The following is a 17,111-nucleotide window of genomic DNA, read 5'->3' on the forward strand; positions in this document are numbered from 1 at the left end:
GTCGAGATAAACTCGGCAGCGGCAGTTTTTAAAAACCCTAACCGGTTAAGGTTAGGGTTTTTAATTTATAAGACCATAATGATTAAGTAGGATGTAGCAAATGTTATCCACGCATTACCGCTGGTTAAAGGGTGGATGAGAAGAATAACAGTGGCAATTAACACAATAGCTTGAGAAATGGTAATTCGAACTAAAGACTTGTTTTTTGCCTCCTTTAACAAGAACATGACTGCAAGAATAATAAATCCTGTTCTCCAAACGAGACTGATATCCATCCATTCTGCCTCCTTTATTTCAATGATGGGTCTAGTTTTACCCAGTATGTTGGTTTTAGTCATAGAAAATTTGGTTATCTTAGGAGTAAATGAGTCGAAATTCAGTAAGTACAAATAGATAGTTGTTATTTATAGTGTGGAAAGGGTAAAGTAGGGTAATGACCATTTAAATGGAGGAGGATACGGAATGTTTATAGTCTACCTAAGTTTAGTAATTGTGATTTTTTCCTTAGCTTATCTTGCTTTTCGGGCCTTTAAGACATATAAAGATATGAAACCAGCCCTAAAAAGCCTTAATGAAACGTCGGTTAGATTGCAAGGAAGGATGGAATTGCTTAAGGAAGAAACCACTCATTTGACTCAGACACAGCAGGCTATTGCTGATGATGTACAGTTGAAAAAAGAATCAGTTCAATATACAATGGATTCTGTAAAAGCTGTTCCTGCGTCATTCAAACAAGTATGGTACGCTGTTAAAGGAATGAACGTCAAAAATCCTGCGGTCAGTGCTAGAAAACGATCAGGCTTAAAATAGAATAACCAACAAGGTTTCTAGGGTTCCGCAGGTTAAGGTCTGGTCTGGTCCGAGAGAAACGCGCGAATTTGCGTACACGGAGGGATAAAAGCCCGGGAGATATCTATGGATACCTCCCGGGCTTTTTGTGACCTTAAGCAATGTTCAGCGTGATTAACGAAGGAGGAGAAAAGAATATGGCGTGGATTTTTTTAATTATTGCAGGAATCTTTGAGGTGGTTTGGGCTATCAGCCTAAAGTATACAGAAGGATTCACTAAGTTATGGCCAACGGTTGTAACAATCATAGGAATGGTTATTAGTTTTTATTTTCTCTCAGCAGCAATTAAGACGCTTCCAATCGGAACTGCTTACGCAATTTGGACTGGTATTGGCGCATTGGGTGCGGTGATCATGGGAATCATTCTTTTTAATGAACCAAGAAGTGCTTCTCGTTTAATTTTTGTTGGATGTATATTGGTTGGAATTATAGGGTTGAAAGTTACCTCTTCTAATTAAGGCATGATCATTTTTACTCCATATGAATAAATCAATTGATACGGCGGATAATAACTGTATCAACGTAGAGGAGTGAGAATGATGAGGAAACCTGCCGCAATTATAGCTAGTAGTGTTTTGGCAATATTTATTGGAGGATGTTCAGCCAATAATGATAATCAGAACACGGATGTAGGGATGAATAATCGAGACAACCCCAACTCACCTAATGTAAATCAGGTTAAAAACGGAGATTATATAACGCCGAGAAATGTTAATACAAATGATACGGGAGTAAGAGACAATAAAAACGGAAAAGATATGCGCCTGTCAGAAGACATCTCTAAAAGCCTGAATGATTTGAAAGAAATCAAACGGTCAACGGTAATCGTGGTTGGTGATCAGGCCTATGTTGCCGCACAGCTTACAGATCATAAACAGACGCATTTTTCTAATGACGTAAAGCAGAGGATAGCCAAAAGAGTTAGAGAGGCTGACCGTACAGTCAGACATGTTTATATTTCTACCAGTCCTAACTTTGTGAAGCGAATGGATCAATATGCAAATGATGTGAGGAATGGAAAACCAATCTCAGGTATGTATGAAGAATTCAGCTCTGTAGTAAAAAGGATTTTCCCACGAGCTTATTAGAGAACAAGCTAAAAGAGGCAGACTGCAATGGCAGTCGCCTCTTTTTTTTACATATTATTATTTTTCTTCTTCTGTAGTAAAGTCACATTCTTCTAACGGAATTATTTTTGTTTTTTTAATGAATTTATAGCCTAACCAAAGTACAAAGAATAAAGGTAGGCCTATATACGCACTGATTGCTCCTAACCAGTCAATTGAACCGCCGGTAAAGGCTTCGTAGTTCTGTCCGAATATAACAACGAGACAGACGCCTAGAGCGAATAAAGGACCAATTGGGAATAGCTTTGAACGATAAGGAAGATCGTTTAAATCTCTTCCTTGGGCTACATAGGCTTTTCTAAAACGATAATGGGCAATAGCTATACCTACCCATGTGACAAACCCGGCCATACCAGAAGCATTTAGGAGCCAGACGTATACCACACCATCACCAAAGAAGGTAGTAGAAAAGGCAAGGGTACCAACAAGGCTTGTCATAATTAATGCATTAACTGGAACGCCTCTCTTATCTAGTTTCCCGAGGAACTTAGGGGCTTTACCGTCCCGTGCAAGGTCCCAAAGCATCCGAGTTGATGCATACATTCCAGAGTTACCAGCAGAAAGAACAGATGTTAAGATAACAGCGTTCATTAAGGAAGCAGCGAAGGCAAGTCCTGCTCGTTCAAACACGAGTGTGAAAGGACTAACCGCTACATTTTCACTGAGAAGACGAGCATCTGTATAAGGAATAATCATTCCGATGATAAAGATCGCTAAAATATAAAATAAAATAATTCTCCAGAAAACGGAGTTGATGGCCTTAGGGATTGTTTTTTCTGGATTCTCACTTTCTCCAGCAGCAATTCCTAGAAGTTCTGTTCCTTGGAATGAGAAGCCAGCCACCATAAAGATACCAAGAATGGTGAAGAATCCACCGTTAAATGGTGCATCATCAATTGTAAAGTTAGAGAAACCAATTGTTTCTCCACCCATGATTCCGAAAATGATTAATATACCGGTAATTAAGAAGATGATAACGGTTATGACTTTAATAAGAGCAAACCAATATTCTGCTTCACCGAATCCTTTTACAGACATGTAATTAAACAAAAACATTATAACTAAAGCAAGCGCGCTCCAAAGAAGAGATGGGCTGTCTGGAAACCAGAATTTCATAATCAAAACAACTGCAGCAAGCTCAGCTGCAATGGTGACTGCCCAGTTATACCAATAATTCCATCCAATCGCAAATCCGAAGGAAGGATCAATAAATCGTGAAGCATAAACCCTGAATGAACCAGTGACAGGCATGAACGCTGCCATTTCAGCTAGACCAGTCATTAAAAAGTAAACCATAAGTCCAATGGCTGCATATGCGACCAATGCTCCGCCTGGTCCAGCCGTATGAATGGCCCCACCACTGGCAAGGAAAAGCCCAGTACCAATAGTTCCGCCTAAAGAGATCATTGTTAAATGCCGTGCTTTCAGTCCACGTTGTAGTTGACCGTTTGATGATTGTGAATTCTTCACTGAACTAACACTCCTTTAATATATAGAAGAAAAAAGGCACAAAAAAACAGCAGTCGAAAAAGATCGACGGCTGTTTACAGTCCGTTTATCCTTCCGAAGATAGCACCCCACGTTACAAAACGTGACAGAGATGTTCCTATTTGAAAACATCGCCAGCGTGGGTATACAATGTTATACCCAAACTTCGGCAACTTATCCTTTCTGAGGGAGTCAAAAATTTTCATTGAATCTCGTCCGTCATACTTTTATAAGCTGCAGCCTCTAACTCATCGGTTAATGAGGAAGTATTAAATTAATTATGTTAAAATTATAAATGACTTTAAAGCAGAGTGCAATGAATAAATATGGAAGCAATCTTATTTATACGGTATTGCGTTTAATCAGACGGAATTCGAGCTTGATTTGTGCCGGTTCTTTTTCTAGTTGACTAAGGTCAAAGGCGGTTTTTCCAATCTGCTCTAGAGGCAGTGAAACGGTTGTTATGCCGAGCATTTCTGCAACGCTGTCATTATTAAAACCAATAATACCAAGATTTCCGGGAACATCCTTTCCGGATTGCTTCGCTTGTAAGATGAAACCCGCTGCTGCTTCATCATTAGAAATAATAAGGGCATCTGGTTTTTCAACAAGTTCATCCCATCTATGAAACACCTCACCGCCATCTGTCATGTTATAGATACCGTCGATCAGCCACTCTTTTCTCGCGTCCAGTTGATACTTTTCGACTGATTCGTGATAAGCCTTTAAACGCTGATGACTGTTACGTCCAATCATTCTTCCTAAGACTAATCCAATTTTAGAATAATTATTCTTAATTAAATGATCAAATGCGCAGGTTACTGCTGCATAATGGTCAATGCATACAGAAGGAAACTCAGTTTGCATAGTATCTTCACATAGAATGATGGGTCCGTACCCTTTATATGCACGGAGAATTTTCATCTCGACCACCCTTGAACAAATGATGATACTATCTAATTGTTTTGTTCTGAGCATATCAAGAGCCTGTATTTCTTTATGCCGTTGATAATTTGTATGAAAAATAACTAGATGATAACCGGCTGCATTGGCTTGTTTAGAAATCCCTTCAATGATCGCTCCGAAGTAGGGGTGATTCGTATAGGGCGTAATGACTCCGATAAGAAATGTCTTCCCCTTTGCAAGATGGACTGCGTTGCTGTTTCTAGTATAGTGTAACTGCTCAATGGCTTCCTTAACAGCTGACCTCTTTGCTTCGTTTACATAAGGGTGTTCATTTAAAACCCGTGAAACAGTTGTAACGGACACGCCTGCGAGCTTTGCTATTTGTTTAATGTTAGTCATTATTCACCTGCTTATTTTGGCTTTTCCTTACTTTATCCTATGAAACCAGTTTCAGTGCAAATTTTAGGATCAGCGCCTAGTTTGTACAGTTTATGAATCTGTAATTCCCTCTTGCTGTGAAATGCGTTTCAGCCTTTACACTTATGTAAAGCGATAGGGAGGGAATCAGTATGGAGATTTTGATGGGAATAGGTCTGCTAATCTTGCTTTGCAGTGTAGAATTGCTGCTTGCTTATGGAGCATTAAAGTTAAAAAAAGAAAACGAAAAGTAAAAATATGGATTCCTCAATGCGCAATATGAAATATTATCCATCCTTCGATATAGTTGAGATTTTGCTTGGATAAAGTATAATGGATAAATGGCTTTAAGTAGTGCTGCATTGTTAGGGGAGATTTAAAATGGAACAGCAAAATAGATTTTCAAATCGCATCGACTACACCTTAGTTTTTATCTTATTTCTATTATGTATGTCTAGTTGTATCGCCATTTACAGTGCAATGACAACAGGGCAATATACTGAAAATTTTCTAGTAAAACAAATATTCTGGTATGCCGTTGGTGTGGGCATTATCGCAGCGGTAATTACTTTAGATTCCGATCAATTACTGAAAATTTCCTGGTATGCTTACGGTTTTGGACTATTCTTGTTACTTTTACTTATTGTTGCACCAGAAAGTATCGTACCAGTTCGAAATGGGGCAAAGAGTTGGTTCATCATTCCGGCAATTGGCTCTATTCAGCCGTCGGAGTTTATGAAGGTCTTTCTCATCATGGGATTGGCTAAAACGATCTCTAGTCATCATCCTAAATTCATCATAAAAACAATAAAATCAGATTTGTGGCTGTTGATTAAATTAGGGATTGTTACAATGGTTCCACTTGCACTCGTTATGCAGCAGCCTGACCTTGGGACATCAATGGTGTTTTTAGCCATCATGCTGGGGATGATGTTTATTTCAGGTATATCCTGGAAAATCCTTTTACCGATTGTATCAGCGGTTGCTTCAATTGGATCATTGATTTTATATTTAGTATTGAAACAGCCAGCCTTCCTAGAAAAATATTTGGGTGTAAAGGAATATCAGTTCGGCAGGATTTACTCTTGGCTTGATCCGTATAACTACTCGAGTACAACAGGCTTTCAGCTGACTAAGTCACTGCTGGCAATTGGTTCAGGTCAAACGACAGGTAAAGGTATCGGTTCTCGTGAAGTCTACCTTCCGGAAAGCCATTCCGATTTTATCTTCAGTGTGATTGGCGAAGAATTTGGTTTCGTTGGTTCAAGTATTTTGATTAGTTTATTTTTCTTATTAATATATCATTTAACCAAAACTGGCATGTATACGAAAAATCGTTATTATACATATCTCTGTGTCGGTGTGATTAGTATGGTTACTTTCCACGTCTTCCAAAATATCGGAATGACGATTGGCGTTTTGCCGATTACGGGTATTCCTCTTCCATTTATCAGTTATGGAGGAAGTTCTCTAATGGGGAATATGATGGCAATGGGACTGATCTTCAGCATCCGCTATCATTATAAGAAATACATGTTTTCATCTAATAGTTAGAAAAAGCTGCTTGTTGTTAATACCTAGTATTTAGGTCATTAACAACAGGCATTTTTTAGGTGTATTTAAGGGTGGAAAAGGTAAAAACTGAATATATAGGTTTTTAGTCCTGGTATAAAGGGAATAGGAAACATAGAAACTTAACCCGGGGGACTAGAGCATGCATACCAACTTAAAAAAAAGCCATAGTTGTTTACTAGTTATTATTATGATGGGGCTGTTATTCAACATACATCTTGTCTACCTGTTAATCGTTGGGGTGATATATGGATGCAGTGTAAGCCATTTATATAAAACGGAGAGGATTAAGGCAAACCAACAGAATAACCTTATTCACTTTGGAACCGCAACCTTTAATCATAAAGGAAAGATGACGACAATTAATGAAAAAGGGAAAGAAATTCTGTTTGCTGATTCTTCTGAAACGATGGACCTTTGGGCGCTTATAGATGAGTATGGTTTACCTATAGCACAGGAAGAACGACCCTCTGTTGTAACGCTAAGGAATAAGCAGCCCATGCAAAACCAAATGATTGGTTTAAAGCATAAAACCAACGGTCAAGAGAAATGGCTTCTTGTGCACACAAATCCAGTTCTCTCGAAGAAGAGCCGAATAGATGAAGTAGTTATCGTTTTTACAGAAGTATCTTTCTTACTTCAATATAGAAATGAAATGCAAAACCGTAATAATTACTTGAAGCACCTATCCTTAACAGATGGGTTAACTGGAATTCCAAACCGGCGTTATTTCGAGGATTATTTACATGACATATGGGAGGACATGCGTAAACAAAAAAAGCCAATGACGTTGATTATGCTTGATATTGATTATTTTAAGAAGTTTAATGATACATACGGTCATATCGAAGGAGATATCTGTCTTAAAAAAATAGCGAAAATCTTGGAGAAAACGGTCCATGATTTAGGAAAAGTATTCCGTTATGGCGGTGAAGAGTTTGCGGTCATCCTTCCTAATACGGATGTTCATACAAGCAAGAAGCTGGCAGCCATGTTAGAGCAAGCGGTAGAAGATTTGAAAATACCACATTCAGTGTCGACTGACCGTGCCTATGTTACCGTAAGTACTGGAGCAACTACTTTTGTTCCTCAGGACATGGAGAATGTAGAGAAGTATGTGCAATCAGCGGATAATCAGTTATATGAAGCGAAGCGGAACAGGCGTCAGGCTTGCTAATTCTAGTCAATCATTCATACTATTAAATAATTGAGGCAGGTAAAGGAGGAATTAGATGACTGAACAGTTTACAGAACAGTTTGAAGCACTGCTTGAAAAATATTCAGAGCTATTGCTTGGAAGCGGCGAGGAAGAACTAAAGGAAAAAGTTCGTTATTATGCGTTATATACTCAAATTTCAAAAACCATGCCTGCACTGGTCAAGCATTGGAATCACATCTATCCAGACGGCAAACAAGAAATGATACAGCTTATTGCGGAGATTAAGCAATTGAATGATGCTCACCGCAATAAACCAGCTGAATAATAATGAAGGAGGCGTAATGCCTCCTTTTCTTATTAATGAAGAGAATAAGGAAATTGGTTTTCGTAGTCAGTAAATTGTTGATGTGATTGGCTTATTTTCTGTGTCTCGGCTTTTTCGAGACTGTACCAGCCTTTTTGGAACATTAGATTGTATAAATTCCGCTGCATATCAGCTGTTTCATTATAGATAGAAAGAATGTCTTGATATAACTCTTGATGGCTTGCTTCATTAATCGCCGTATCATAGGAACTTTTCATGTACTTTTCCGTGCTTAAAAGATCATTGATAAAATCCCGCTCGTTCATTTGCGGCGTTTTAGGTACTGGTGTTTCTGGATTCTGAACTTTATTTTGGTTTTGATTATTCATAGGAAAGCCTCCTCTGACTATTGTAGTTGTTGTTGACCAGGATCCAGGTGTGAGAGAATTTTTTCGTAATGTCTTTGGTGCATTTGTCCACATTCATTTATGGCTGTGACAAGCTGAGGGTCCGTGCACTGCGTTGCGTAGAAATAGGCCTTTTTAAGTGCTAACAAATTCCATGAAAGCATGTCTGTAATATAGAGAGCATCCTTAGATGTTATGACCTTTGGAGGTTGTGCCATCGTGCTTTGTGTTTGCTGCTGATTGGACTGTTCAAATGATTGGTTCTGCATTTGTATCCTCCTTTTCAATTAAACGAACTTTCTTACCTTCCCCCTGTCCAAAAAAACTATTCAAAATAAATAATTTTGAAGATTTAAATTATATATCCAATATATTAAATAAATGGTAATATAATCTTACGATAGTTTTCCCCTTGCTTGATAAAAGGGAGGGATACAGGAGGCAGCAATATGGAGAAAGCAATGAGAGATTTTTTTCTGTTTTTATCGAAAAATAGAGGTATGACAAAATTGGCTAAAAGATATGGACTGCGCTTTGGAGCAAAACGGTTTGTGGCTGGAGAAACAATCGATTTTGCGGCAGAAGCGATTAAGGATTTAAATGATCAAGGGTTAGCTGTAACGATAGATTACCTAGGTGAATTTGTGGATAACGAAAAAGAAGCGAATGAAATGGCTGATAATTGTCTCATTGCGATTGAAGAGATTGGTAAACGGGGTCTCAACTCACAGCTTTCTTTAAAATTAACGTCAATGGGTCTGGACTTGAATGAAAACGTTGTCATGAATAACATGCGAAGAATTCTTGATAAAGCGCAAGAACATAATGTGTTTATTACAATTGATATGGAAGATTACGAACGATGCGGTAAGACAATCGAAATTTTTAAGAAGTTAAAAAGGGAATATGACAATATCGGTACCGTAATCCAAGCTTATCTTTACCGCACAGAACAAGATATTCGAGAATTAAATGAGTATCAACCTAATCTTCGTCTTGTTAAGGGTGCATACAAAGAATCACCTGATGTGGCTTTCCTAGAAAAGAAGAATGTCGATGAAAACTATAAAAACATTATTCGGATGCATTTAGAAAATGGAAATTATACGGCCATTGCTACGCATGATGATGCGATCATTGAATACACTAAACAGTTAGTAAAGGAATATAATATTCCGTATAATCAATTTGAATTTCAGATGCTGTTTGGGATTCGAAATGAACGGCAGCTTGAGCTTGCTGCTGAAGGGTATAAAATGCGAGTCTACGTTCCATATGGAACGGATTGGTATGGTTACTTCATGCGGCGGCTTGCGGAAAGACCGGCAAATGTAGCATTTGTTCTGAAAGGAATGTTTAAATAAAGATTAATACGGAACCAAGCGTTCATGAGACTTGGTTCCGTTCAGCTTATTTTTTATATTGATTGTTTTGACTGTTTACTTTGTTTTTTTCCTGTTGTTCACCCGGTCCAGCGTTTCCCTTAACACTTGCAGCGCTGACCGCACCTTTTGAGGGATTTCGTTTACGTTTCATCTTGTATTCACCTCCGCCTTTATTATTTTTTCTAATGCGGGATTATTTACTCAGATTCTGCTTAAAGAAATAAATGTAAAAAAATAAACATTTTTTGGTTACTTTTGATTGCGAAATCTTCTGGAATATTTTATATTTGTAATAGGAATAAATTGTTGATATTTTTTTGAAATAAAAATGAATGAGCATTCATTCAATACATTATGTAAGGGGGATTTAAACTTGGTTCGACAAATACGAAAGGCTGCTGTTTTAGGGTCGGGAGTTATGGGATCAGGGATTGCTGCACACCTTGCGAACATTGGCATTCCAACTTTATTATTGGATATCGTACCTCGTGAACTATCAGAGGATGAAAAGAAAAAAGGACTTACTATTAATGATAAACAAGTACGTAATCGCTTTAGTCAATCAGCGATTACAAAGCTGCTTAAACAAAAACCAGCTCCACTTACCTCAAAAAAACACCTTGCGCTTATCGAGGCGGGAAATTTTGAAGATGATTTACAACGATTAAGTGAAGTGGATTGGGTTATAGAAGTTGTGGTTGAAAATCTTGCAGTTAAGAAGGATGTTTTCACTAAGGTTGATCAATTCCGAAAACCAGGCAGCATCATCAGCTCCAATACATCTGGTATTTCAATTGAGGCCATGGCAGAAGGACGTTCTGAAGACTTCCAGAAAAATTTCTTAGGCACACATTTCTTTAATCCACCGCGCTATTTGAAACTGCTTGAAGTCATTCCAACGAAAGCAACCGATCCAAACGTTCTTACTTTTATGAAACAGTTTGGTGAAGATGTTCTTGGTAAAGGGGTAGTAGAAGCGAAAGACACACCAAACTTCATTGCCAATCGAATTGGTACGTATGGGTTGCTTGTAACTGTTAGAGAAATGCTGAAAGGCGGTTACAGTGTCGGTGAAGTGGACTCAATAACAGGCCCGCTGATTGGCAGAGCAAAAAGTGCAACATTCCGTACACTTGATGTGGTCGGACTAGATACCTTTGCACATGTTGCGAAAAACGTGTATGACCAAGTTGACGGCGAAGAAAAAGACGTATTCACTTTGCCGGATTTCGTAACTAAAATGCTGGATAATGGTTGGTACGGCAGTAAATCTGGTCAAGGATTCTTCCTTAAAAAAGGAAAAGAAATTCTTGAATTAGATCCAGAAACATTAGAATATGTTGCAAGGAAAAAATTAAAAGCTCCATCCGTTGAGATGGCGAAACAAGCAAAAGGCCTTGGCAACAAAATGAAAGCGCTTGTATATAGTGAAGATCGTGCTGGTCAGCTTTTATGGGACATTTTAACTCCGGCTCTTCTCTATTCAGCAGAACTTACGGGAGAAATTGCTGATGATATCGTTTCTATCGATCAGGCGATGAAGTGGGGCTTTGGATGGTCAACAGGTCCATTTGAAACATGGGATAGCATTGGTCTAGAAAAATCCGTTTCCCGCCTTGAGCAAGAAGGTAAAAAGGTTCCCCAATGGGTGACTGAAATGTTGGCAAATGGCTTCACTTCTTTCTATAAGGAAGAAGATGGTGTTGTTTCTTACTATAACAATGGTGAATACAAACCATTGCAGGAAAATCCAAAAGTTATCAATTTAAAACAAATAAAAAACAAAAAGGTGTCATTAAGAAAAATAGTGGTGCAAGTCTAATTGATATTGGCGACGGCATAGCACTTTTAGAATTCACTTCACCTAATAATGCAATTGGCATGGATATCATTCAAATGATTAATCAATCCATTGATGAAGTGGAAGCAAATTATAAAGGGCTTGTGATCGGGAACCAAGGGAAGAACTTCTGTGTTGGCGCGAATATCGCGATGATGCTCATGGAAGCACAGGATGATAATATCTTTGAACTGGATATGGTCATCACTCAATTCCATAAAGCAATGCTGAAAATTAAATATAGCTCACGTCCAGTTGTTGCTGCCCCATTTAATATGACACTTGGCGGTGGTGCAGAAGTTTGCTTGCCTGCTGCAAAAATCCAGGCATCAACTGAAACATATATGGGACTTGTCGAAGCGGGTGTCGGTTTAATTCCAGGAGGCGGCGGAGCAAAAGAGCTTTATGTTAAAACACTGAAAAGCATGCCAAAGAATGTTGAGTTCGATCTTCAAAAAGTCGCGAATAACGTCTTTGAATCGATTGCAACCGCGAAGGTATCCACTTCTGGTGAAGAAGCACGCGAAAATAACTTCTTGAATTTTGCCGATGGAATCAGTATTAATCCTGACCACCTAATTCATGATGCTAAACAGGCTGCTCTTGCTCTCTATGAAGAGGGATATACAGCACCAGCTAAAACCAAGATTCCAGTAGTTGGTGAAACAGGTTATGCCGCTCTTCTATTAGGAGCAGAATCTATGAGATTAACAGGTTTCATTTCTGACCATGATATGGTGATCGCGAAGAAATTAGCTTTTGTACTGGCTGGAGGCTTGGTTCCGTTTGGAACAGAAGTTGATGAGCAGTATATTCTTAACCTAGAAAAAGAAGCGTTCCTAAGCTTAATCCAAATGCCAAAGTCGCAGCAGCGGATGCAAAATATGCTTGTTAAAGGGAAGCCGTTACGTAACTAAAATCACTAGCTTACTAGAAAATTTAAGGGGGATCCTCATGAGAGAAGCGGTAATAGTAGCTGGAGCAAGGACTCCGGTGGGCAAGGCAAAAAAAGGTTCACTTGCCAATGTCCGTCCAGATGACCTAGGGGCTCTTGTTGTAAAAGAAACGTTGAAGCGTGCGGGAAATTATGAAGGTACAATTGATGACCTGATCATTGGATGCGCTATGCCTGAAGCTGAGCAAGGGCTGAATATGGCAAGAAATATCGGTGCGTTAGCTGGTCTTAAGCACGATGTACCGGCCATTACCATTAACCGATATTGTTCAAGCGGATTACAAAGTATAGCTTACGGTGCAGAACGGATTATGCTTGGACAAAGTGATACAGTTCTTGCAGGCGGAGCAGAATCAATGAGTCTTGTCCCAATGATGGGCCATGTCACTCGTCCGAACCGTGTGCTTGCTGAAACGGCACCAGAATATTATATGGGAATGGGGCACACAGCAGAGGAAGTAGCTAGACAGTTTGGTATTTCTCGTGAAGATCAGGATACTTTTGCTGTACGCAGTCATCAAAAAGCGGCTAAAGCCATCGCTGAAGGAAAGTTCGCTGATGAAATCGTACCAGTTGATGTAACGCTTCGGTCTGTGGGAAAAGATAATCGATTACAAGAAAAAACGTTTCAATTCTCACAAGATGAAGGTGTCCGCGAGGGAACTACTTCTCAAATTTTGGGGAAATTACGACCAGCATTCTCTGTTACTGGATCGGTTACGGCTGGTAACTCATCACAGACGAGTGATGGAGCTGCCGCGGTTATGGTTATGGACAGTGAAAAAGCGTCATCACTTGGACTTCAAGCGATGGGCAGATTCCGCTCATTTGCAGTAGCGGGAGTACCTCCGGAAATTATGGGAATTGGTCCTGTGGCAGCTATTCCGAAGGCGCTTAAATTGGCTGGCCTAGAACTATCTGATATTGGTCTTTTTGAACTGAACGAAGCCTTTGCTTCTCAATCCATCCAGATCATTCGTAAACTTGGCTTGAATGAAGAGATCGTTAATGTGAACGGCGGCGCTATTGCACTTGGCCATCCGCTTGGCTGTACTGGTGCGAAGTTAACATTGAGTCTATTGCATGAAATGAAACGCAGAAACACTCAATTTGGGATTGTGACTATGTGTATCGGCGGCGGTATGGGTGCTGCTGGAGTATTTGAACTGTTAGCTTAAATAATAAAATTCAGGAGGTCATTATATATGTCTAATCAAACTGAAAACCTGCTCAAAGGTGGAGCCTTTTTATTAGAAGATATTACGTATGAACAAATGTTTACGCCAGAAGACTATTCAGATGAGCAAAAAATGATTGCGAAAACAACTGAGGATTTTGTTCTTAACAAAGTTCTTCCTAAGGTAGAAAAATTAGAAAACCACGAATTTGAAAATTCAGTGGAGCTTCTAAAGCAAGCTGGAGAACTTGGATTGCTTGGAGCAGATGTACCTGAAGAATACGGCGGACTTGGACTTGATAAAATCAGTTCAGCACTAATTGCTGAAAAAATGGCGCGCGCCGGCGGTTTCGGTATTACTCATGGTGCCCATGTGGGGATTGGTTCACTGCCAATCGTCCTATTCGGCAACGAGGAGCAAAAGCAAAAATACTTACCGGCTCTTGCAAGCGGTGAACTGCTTGCTGCCTATGCACTGACTGAGCCAAGCTCGGGATCAGATGCGTTAGGAGCAAAAACAACGGCTAAACTTAATGCAGAAGGTACGCATTACGTGTTGAATGGTGAAAAACAATGGATCACTAACGCTGGCTTTGCAGATGTATTTGTTGTGTATGCAAAAATTGATGGCGATAAGTTTTCAGCTTTTATCGTTGAACGTAGTTTCTCAGGTGTTTCAACGGGTGCTGAAGAAAAGAAAATGGGCATTAAGAGCTCTTCTACACGGACATTAATCCTAGAAGATGCACAGGTGCCGGTTGAGAACCTACTTGGAGAAGCAGGCAGAGGCCATGTGATTGCCTTTAATATTTTAAATATCGGTCGTTATAAGTTAGGTGTAGGTGTAGTAGGCGGAGCGAAGCGTGCATTTGAACTTGCAGCTGGATATACAAACCAGCGTCAACAGTTCAAAACGCCAATCTCTTCTTTCAATCTAACAAAAGAAAAACTGGCTACAATGGCTTCTAAAATCTATGCAGCGGAAAGCTCCGTTTACCGTACCGTGGGTCTGTTTGAGCAAAGAATGAGCCAGCTTTCTGCTGATGAAATCAAAGATGGTAAAGAAGTAGCTAAGTCGATTGCTGAATATGCAATTGAGTGTTCACTCAATAAATTCTTCGCTTCTGAAGTCCTTGATTATGTGGTTGACGAAGGCGTTCAGCTTCATGGCGGATACGGCTTCATGCAAGAATATGAGATTGAGAGAGCCTACCGTGATTCAAGAATTAATCGTATTTTTGAAGGAACAAATGAAATTAACCGTTTACTCGTTCCTGGAACATACCTGAAAAAAGCGCTTAAAGGCGAGCTTCCATTATTCCAGAAGGCACAAGCTCTTCAAGAGGAATTAATGATGATGATGCCTGAAGAACCTGGTGATGAGCCATTATCACAAGAGAAAATGCTTGTCAGCAACGCCAAAAAAATTGGTATCTTAGCAGCTGGATTAGCTGCACAAAAGTATGGCAAAGAACTAGATAAAGAGCAAGAAGTTCTTGTGAATATTGCTGATATTGTTTCACTAGCCTATGCTGCAGAATCGGCTGTACTGCGGACAGAAAAAGCAATCGCTGCAACTGGACTTGAAAAGAACCAACAAAAAGTTCTTTACACAGAAATTTTTGTTCAAGAAGCATTTAACCAAATTGAACAGCATGCGAAAGAAACATTGATTGCTGTTGAAACAGGCGATACATTACGGATCATGCTTTCTTCATTCCGTAAATTAACTCGTCATAACCCAATCAATGTAATTGCGAAGAAACGTGAAGCAGCAGTTAAAATTATTGATGCTGAAAAATTTGTCCTCTAATCATTAAATCTCAAAAGGAGTATCCCTGCGGGGGTACTTCTTTTTTTAATTTGTTTAGATACACCACGGTATTTTTTTAGTATGATAGAACATAGAGTCAACGCTGTTTATACAGCTGATTTTTTGTATTGAAAAGAAAAAACGGGTATTCTATTTGTAGGTGGTGAAAAAATGTCTCTATCATTTTATTGGTATCCTAAATGCAGTACTTGCCGTAATGCAAAAAAATGGCTTGATCAGCAGGGGTTGGAATATGAAGCGATTCATTTGCTCGAAAATCCGCCATCCAGATCGCAATTGGAAGAGCTGTATCGAACAAGTGGTTTAGAGTTAAAGAAATTCTTTAATACCAGCGGCCAGAAATACCGGGAACTTGGTTTGAAGGACAAGCTGAAGGATGCAACTGAAGTTGAAATGCTTGATATACTAGCTACAGATGGCATGTTGATAAAAAGACCTATTGTATCAGATGGGAATAAAGTAACAGTAGGCTTTAAAGAAGAAGAGTACGCGAAGACCTGGGGCTGATAAGGCTCTAGTCTACATAATATAGGGGGGAATTCATAATGGCAGCACCAAAGGAATTTCGTTATTCAAAAGAGCATGAATGGGTACAAACAGAAGGTGAAACGGCAAGAGTTGGAATCACACAGTTCGCTCAGGCTGAACTAGGTGATATCGTTTTTGTTGAGCTTCCGGAAGTAGGCGCTGAATTAAAAGCTAATGAACCATTTGGCAGCGTTGAATCTGTTAAAACAGTCTCTGAATTGTATGCACCGATCAGCGGCAAAATCATTGCTATTAATGAAGAATTAAATGATAACCCTGAGTTCGTTAATGAATCCCCATATGAAAAAGCATGGATGGTCGTTATTGAGCCGGCAGACAAAAGTGAAATTGAAAACTTGATGACTGCGGAACAATACGACGAAATGACAAACGAAGGTTAAGTTATGTGTGCAGGTGGGGAGGGGCATTGCCCTTCTCTGTTTTTTTATTTACACAATCATGAAGAAACAGGTGATTTGTATTGGAAAACGAATGCTCAGATAAAGTGTTAATTGTTGAAGGAGTGACGGATAAACGAAAAGTCACACAAATTCTTAACGAGAAGCTGGAAATTATCTGTACAAATGGGACCATATCTATCACACGGCTTGATGAACTGGTTGATGAGCTGACAGATAAGGATGTCTACATTCTTGTCGATGCTGATGAATCAGGTGAGAAGCTGCGCAAAAAATTGCTGCGTGAAATGCCGAATGCTTCGCATTTATATATTGATCGAGTGTATCGTCAAGTTGCAGATGCACCTTTACACCATTTGGCTGACGTATTATCAGCAGGAAAAATAGAAGTGAAAAGAGGATGACTGGATTACATGAAAGAGTGGACGGAGACTGAATTGAACCTAGCCATTCAGTGGAAACGAACGTTTTGTTTATACTTATACACCCCGATGTGCGGCACCTGTATGGTCGCTTCTAAAATGATGAATGTATCATTAGAACTACTGCAAGAATTGGAATGCGGGAAGATGAACCTAAACTTTATGCAGAAGGTTGCCCATCAATACGAAGTAGAAAGTGTCCCATGCCTGATGTTATTCAAAAATGGAACACTAACTAAGAAAATCTACGCCTTTCAATCAGTACCATATCTATATGAAGAATTAAAAACTTTGAACGCTTGATCCTTGTCTCCTAGAAGAT

19 protein-coding genes, 1 pseudogene and 2 riboswitches are annotated in these 17,111 nt (G+C 39.3%); of the genes and pseudogenes, 14 read left to right on the plus strand and 6 right to left on the minus strand.

Annotated features, from left to right (window positions below):
• Positions 1 to 65 precede the first annotated feature (65 nt).
• Complete coding sequence (locus tag WYK_RS18170; RefSeq protein ID WP_040375873.1) at positions 66 to 275, minus strand: hypothetical protein; 210 nt, start codon at positions 273 to 275, stop codon at positions 66 to 68.
• Positions 276 to 462: 187 nt separating this feature from the next.
• Between WYK_RS18170 and WYK_RS18175 the strand changes: the two genes are divergently transcribed.
• The 3 genes from WYK_RS18175 (at position 463) to WYK_RS23435 (ending at position 1,937) form a co-directional block, all read left to right on the plus strand.
• Positions 463 to 810: a DUF948 domain-containing protein gene (locus tag WYK_RS18175; RefSeq protein WP_051387655.1), complete on the plus strand. Its 348-nt coding sequence runs from the start codon at positions 463 to 465 to the stop codon at positions 808 to 810.
• Positions 811 to 816: 6 nt separating this feature from the next.
• Positions 817 to 911, plus strand: a riboswitch (guanidine-I (ykkC/yxkD leader).
• Between the two features lie 75 nt (positions 912 to 986).
• Entirely contained in the window at positions 987 to 1,307 is a 321-nt protein-coding gene (gene sugE, locus WYK_RS18180) for a quaternary ammonium compound efflux SMR transporter SugE (protein ID WP_040375874.1), read from the plus strand.
• 78 nt (positions 1,308 to 1,385) lie between these two features.
• Entirely contained in the window at positions 1,386 to 1,937 is a 552-nt protein-coding gene (locus WYK_RS23435) for a YhcN/YlaJ family sporulation lipoprotein (protein WP_081704953.1), read from the plus strand.
• A gap of 57 nt (positions 1,938 to 1,994) precedes the next feature.
• On the opposite strand, the gene WYK_RS18190 is transcribed toward WYK_RS23435, so the two are convergent.
• Positions 1,995 to 3,446 (minus strand): amino acid permease, encoded by a 1,452-nt coding sequence (locus WYK_RS18190; RefSeq protein ID WP_040375875.1) that lies wholly within the window; start codon positions 3,444 to 3,446, stop codon positions 1,995 to 1,997.
• A gap of 92 nt (positions 3,447 to 3,538) precedes the next feature.
• Positions 3,539 to 3,718, minus strand: a riboswitch (Lysine riboswitch).
• Between the two features lie 88 nt (positions 3,719 to 3,806).
• Positions 3,807 to 4,769, minus strand: a complete 963-nt coding sequence (locus tag WYK_RS18195) for a LacI family DNA-binding transcriptional regulator (protein ID WP_040375876.1) — start codon at positions 4,767 to 4,769, stop codon at positions 3,807 to 3,809.
• A gap of 399 nt (positions 4,770 to 5,168) precedes the next feature.
• On the opposite strand from WYK_RS18195, the gene WYK_RS18200 reads away from it, so the two are divergent.
• From WYK_RS18200 to WYK_RS18210, 3 genes are all read left to right on the plus strand, one after another.
• Positions 5,169 to 6,341, plus strand: a complete 1,173-nt coding sequence (locus tag WYK_RS18200) for an FtsW/RodA/SpoVE family cell cycle protein (protein ID WP_040375877.1) — start codon at positions 5,169 to 5,171, stop codon at positions 6,339 to 6,341.
• Positions 6,342 to 6,501: 160 nt separating this feature from the next.
• A complete protein-coding gene (locus WYK_RS23440; RefSeq protein WP_051387659.1) occupies positions 6,502 to 7,536 on the plus strand; it encodes a GGDEF domain-containing protein in 1,035 nt (344 codons plus the stop codon).
• A gap of 55 nt (positions 7,537 to 7,591) precedes the next feature.
• Positions 7,592 to 7,843 carry a DUF2573 family protein gene (locus WYK_RS18210; RefSeq protein ID WP_040375878.1) on the plus strand — a complete coding sequence of 84 codons (252 nt, stop codon included), beginning with the start codon at positions 7,592 to 7,594 and terminating at the stop codon, positions 7,841 to 7,843.
• 32 nt (positions 7,844 to 7,875) lie between these two features.
• On the opposite strand, the gene WYK_RS18215 is transcribed toward WYK_RS18210, so the two are convergent.
• A complete protein-coding gene (locus WYK_RS18215; protein ID WP_040375879.1) occupies positions 7,876 to 8,211 on the minus strand; it encodes a spore coat protein in 336 nt (111 codons plus the stop codon).
• A gap of 17 nt (positions 8,212 to 8,228) precedes the next feature.
• Complete coding sequence (locus WYK_RS18220) at positions 8,229 to 8,498, minus strand: hypothetical protein (protein ID WP_040375880.1); 270 nt, start codon at positions 8,496 to 8,498, stop codon at positions 8,229 to 8,231.
• Between the two features lie 180 nt (positions 8,499 to 8,678).
• On the opposite strand from WYK_RS18220, the gene WYK_RS18225 reads away from it, so the two are divergent.
• Positions 8,679 to 9,593 carry a proline dehydrogenase family protein gene (locus WYK_RS18225; RefSeq protein WP_040375881.1) on the plus strand — a complete coding sequence of 305 codons (915 nt, stop codon included), beginning with the start codon at positions 8,679 to 8,681 and terminating at the stop codon, positions 9,591 to 9,593.
• 46 nt (positions 9,594 to 9,639) lie between these two features.
• Here WYK_RS18225 and WYK_RS24165 read toward each other — a convergent pair whose 3' ends face one another.
• Complete coding sequence (locus tag WYK_RS24165) at positions 9,640 to 9,765, minus strand: YuzL family protein (protein WP_081704954.1); 126 nt, start codon at positions 9,763 to 9,765, stop codon at positions 9,640 to 9,642.
• Between the two features lie 177 nt (positions 9,766 to 9,942).
• Here WYK_RS24165 and WYK_RS18230 point away from each other — a divergent pair.
• The 7 genes and pseudogenes from WYK_RS18230 to WYK_RS18260 all read left to right on the plus strand — a co-directional run bounded on the left by WYK_RS18230 (position 9,943) and on the right by WYK_RS18260 (position 17,092).
• Positions 9,943 to 12,371: pseudogene (locus tag WYK_RS18230) on the plus strand (3-hydroxyacyl-CoA dehydrogenase NAD-binding domain-containing protein).
• A gap of 37 nt (positions 12,372 to 12,408) precedes the next feature.
• Complete coding sequence (locus tag WYK_RS18235; RefSeq protein WP_040375882.1) at positions 12,409 to 13,587, plus strand: acetyl-CoA C-acetyltransferase; 1,179 nt, start codon at positions 12,409 to 12,411, stop codon at positions 13,585 to 13,587.
• A gap of 27 nt (positions 13,588 to 13,614) precedes the next feature.
• Positions 13,615 to 15,399, plus strand: a complete 1,785-nt coding sequence (locus WYK_RS18240) for an acyl-CoA dehydrogenase family protein (RefSeq protein ID WP_040375883.1) — start codon at positions 13,615 to 13,617, stop codon at positions 15,397 to 15,399.
• Positions 15,400 to 15,570: 171 nt separating this feature from the next.
• Positions 15,571 to 15,927 carry an arsenate reductase family protein gene (locus WYK_RS18245; RefSeq protein WP_040375884.1) on the plus strand — a complete coding sequence of 119 codons (357 nt, stop codon included), beginning with the start codon at positions 15,571 to 15,573 and terminating at the stop codon, positions 15,925 to 15,927.
• Positions 15,928 to 15,965: 38 nt separating this feature from the next.
• Entirely contained in the window at positions 15,966 to 16,349 is a 384-nt protein-coding gene (gene gcvH, locus WYK_RS18250; RefSeq protein ID WP_040375885.1) for a glycine cleavage system protein GcvH, read from the plus strand.
• 80 nt (positions 16,350 to 16,429) lie between these two features.
• Positions 16,430 to 16,771, plus strand: coding sequence for a toprim domain-containing protein (locus tag WYK_RS18255; RefSeq protein ID WP_040375886.1), 342 nt, complete (start codon positions 16,430 to 16,432; stop codon positions 16,769 to 16,771).
• 9 nt (positions 16,772 to 16,780) lie between these two features.
• Complete coding sequence (locus tag WYK_RS18260) at positions 16,781 to 17,092, plus strand: thioredoxin family protein (protein WP_040375887.1); 312 nt, start codon at positions 16,781 to 16,783, stop codon at positions 17,090 to 17,092.
• Positions 17,093 to 17,111: the final 19 nt, after the last annotated feature.

The organism is Peribacillus psychrosaccharolyticus ATCC 23296, assembly GCF_000305495.1.
Classification (GTDB): domain Bacteria; phylum Bacillota; class Bacilli; order Bacillales; family DSM-1321; genus Peribacillus; species Peribacillus psychrosaccharolyticus.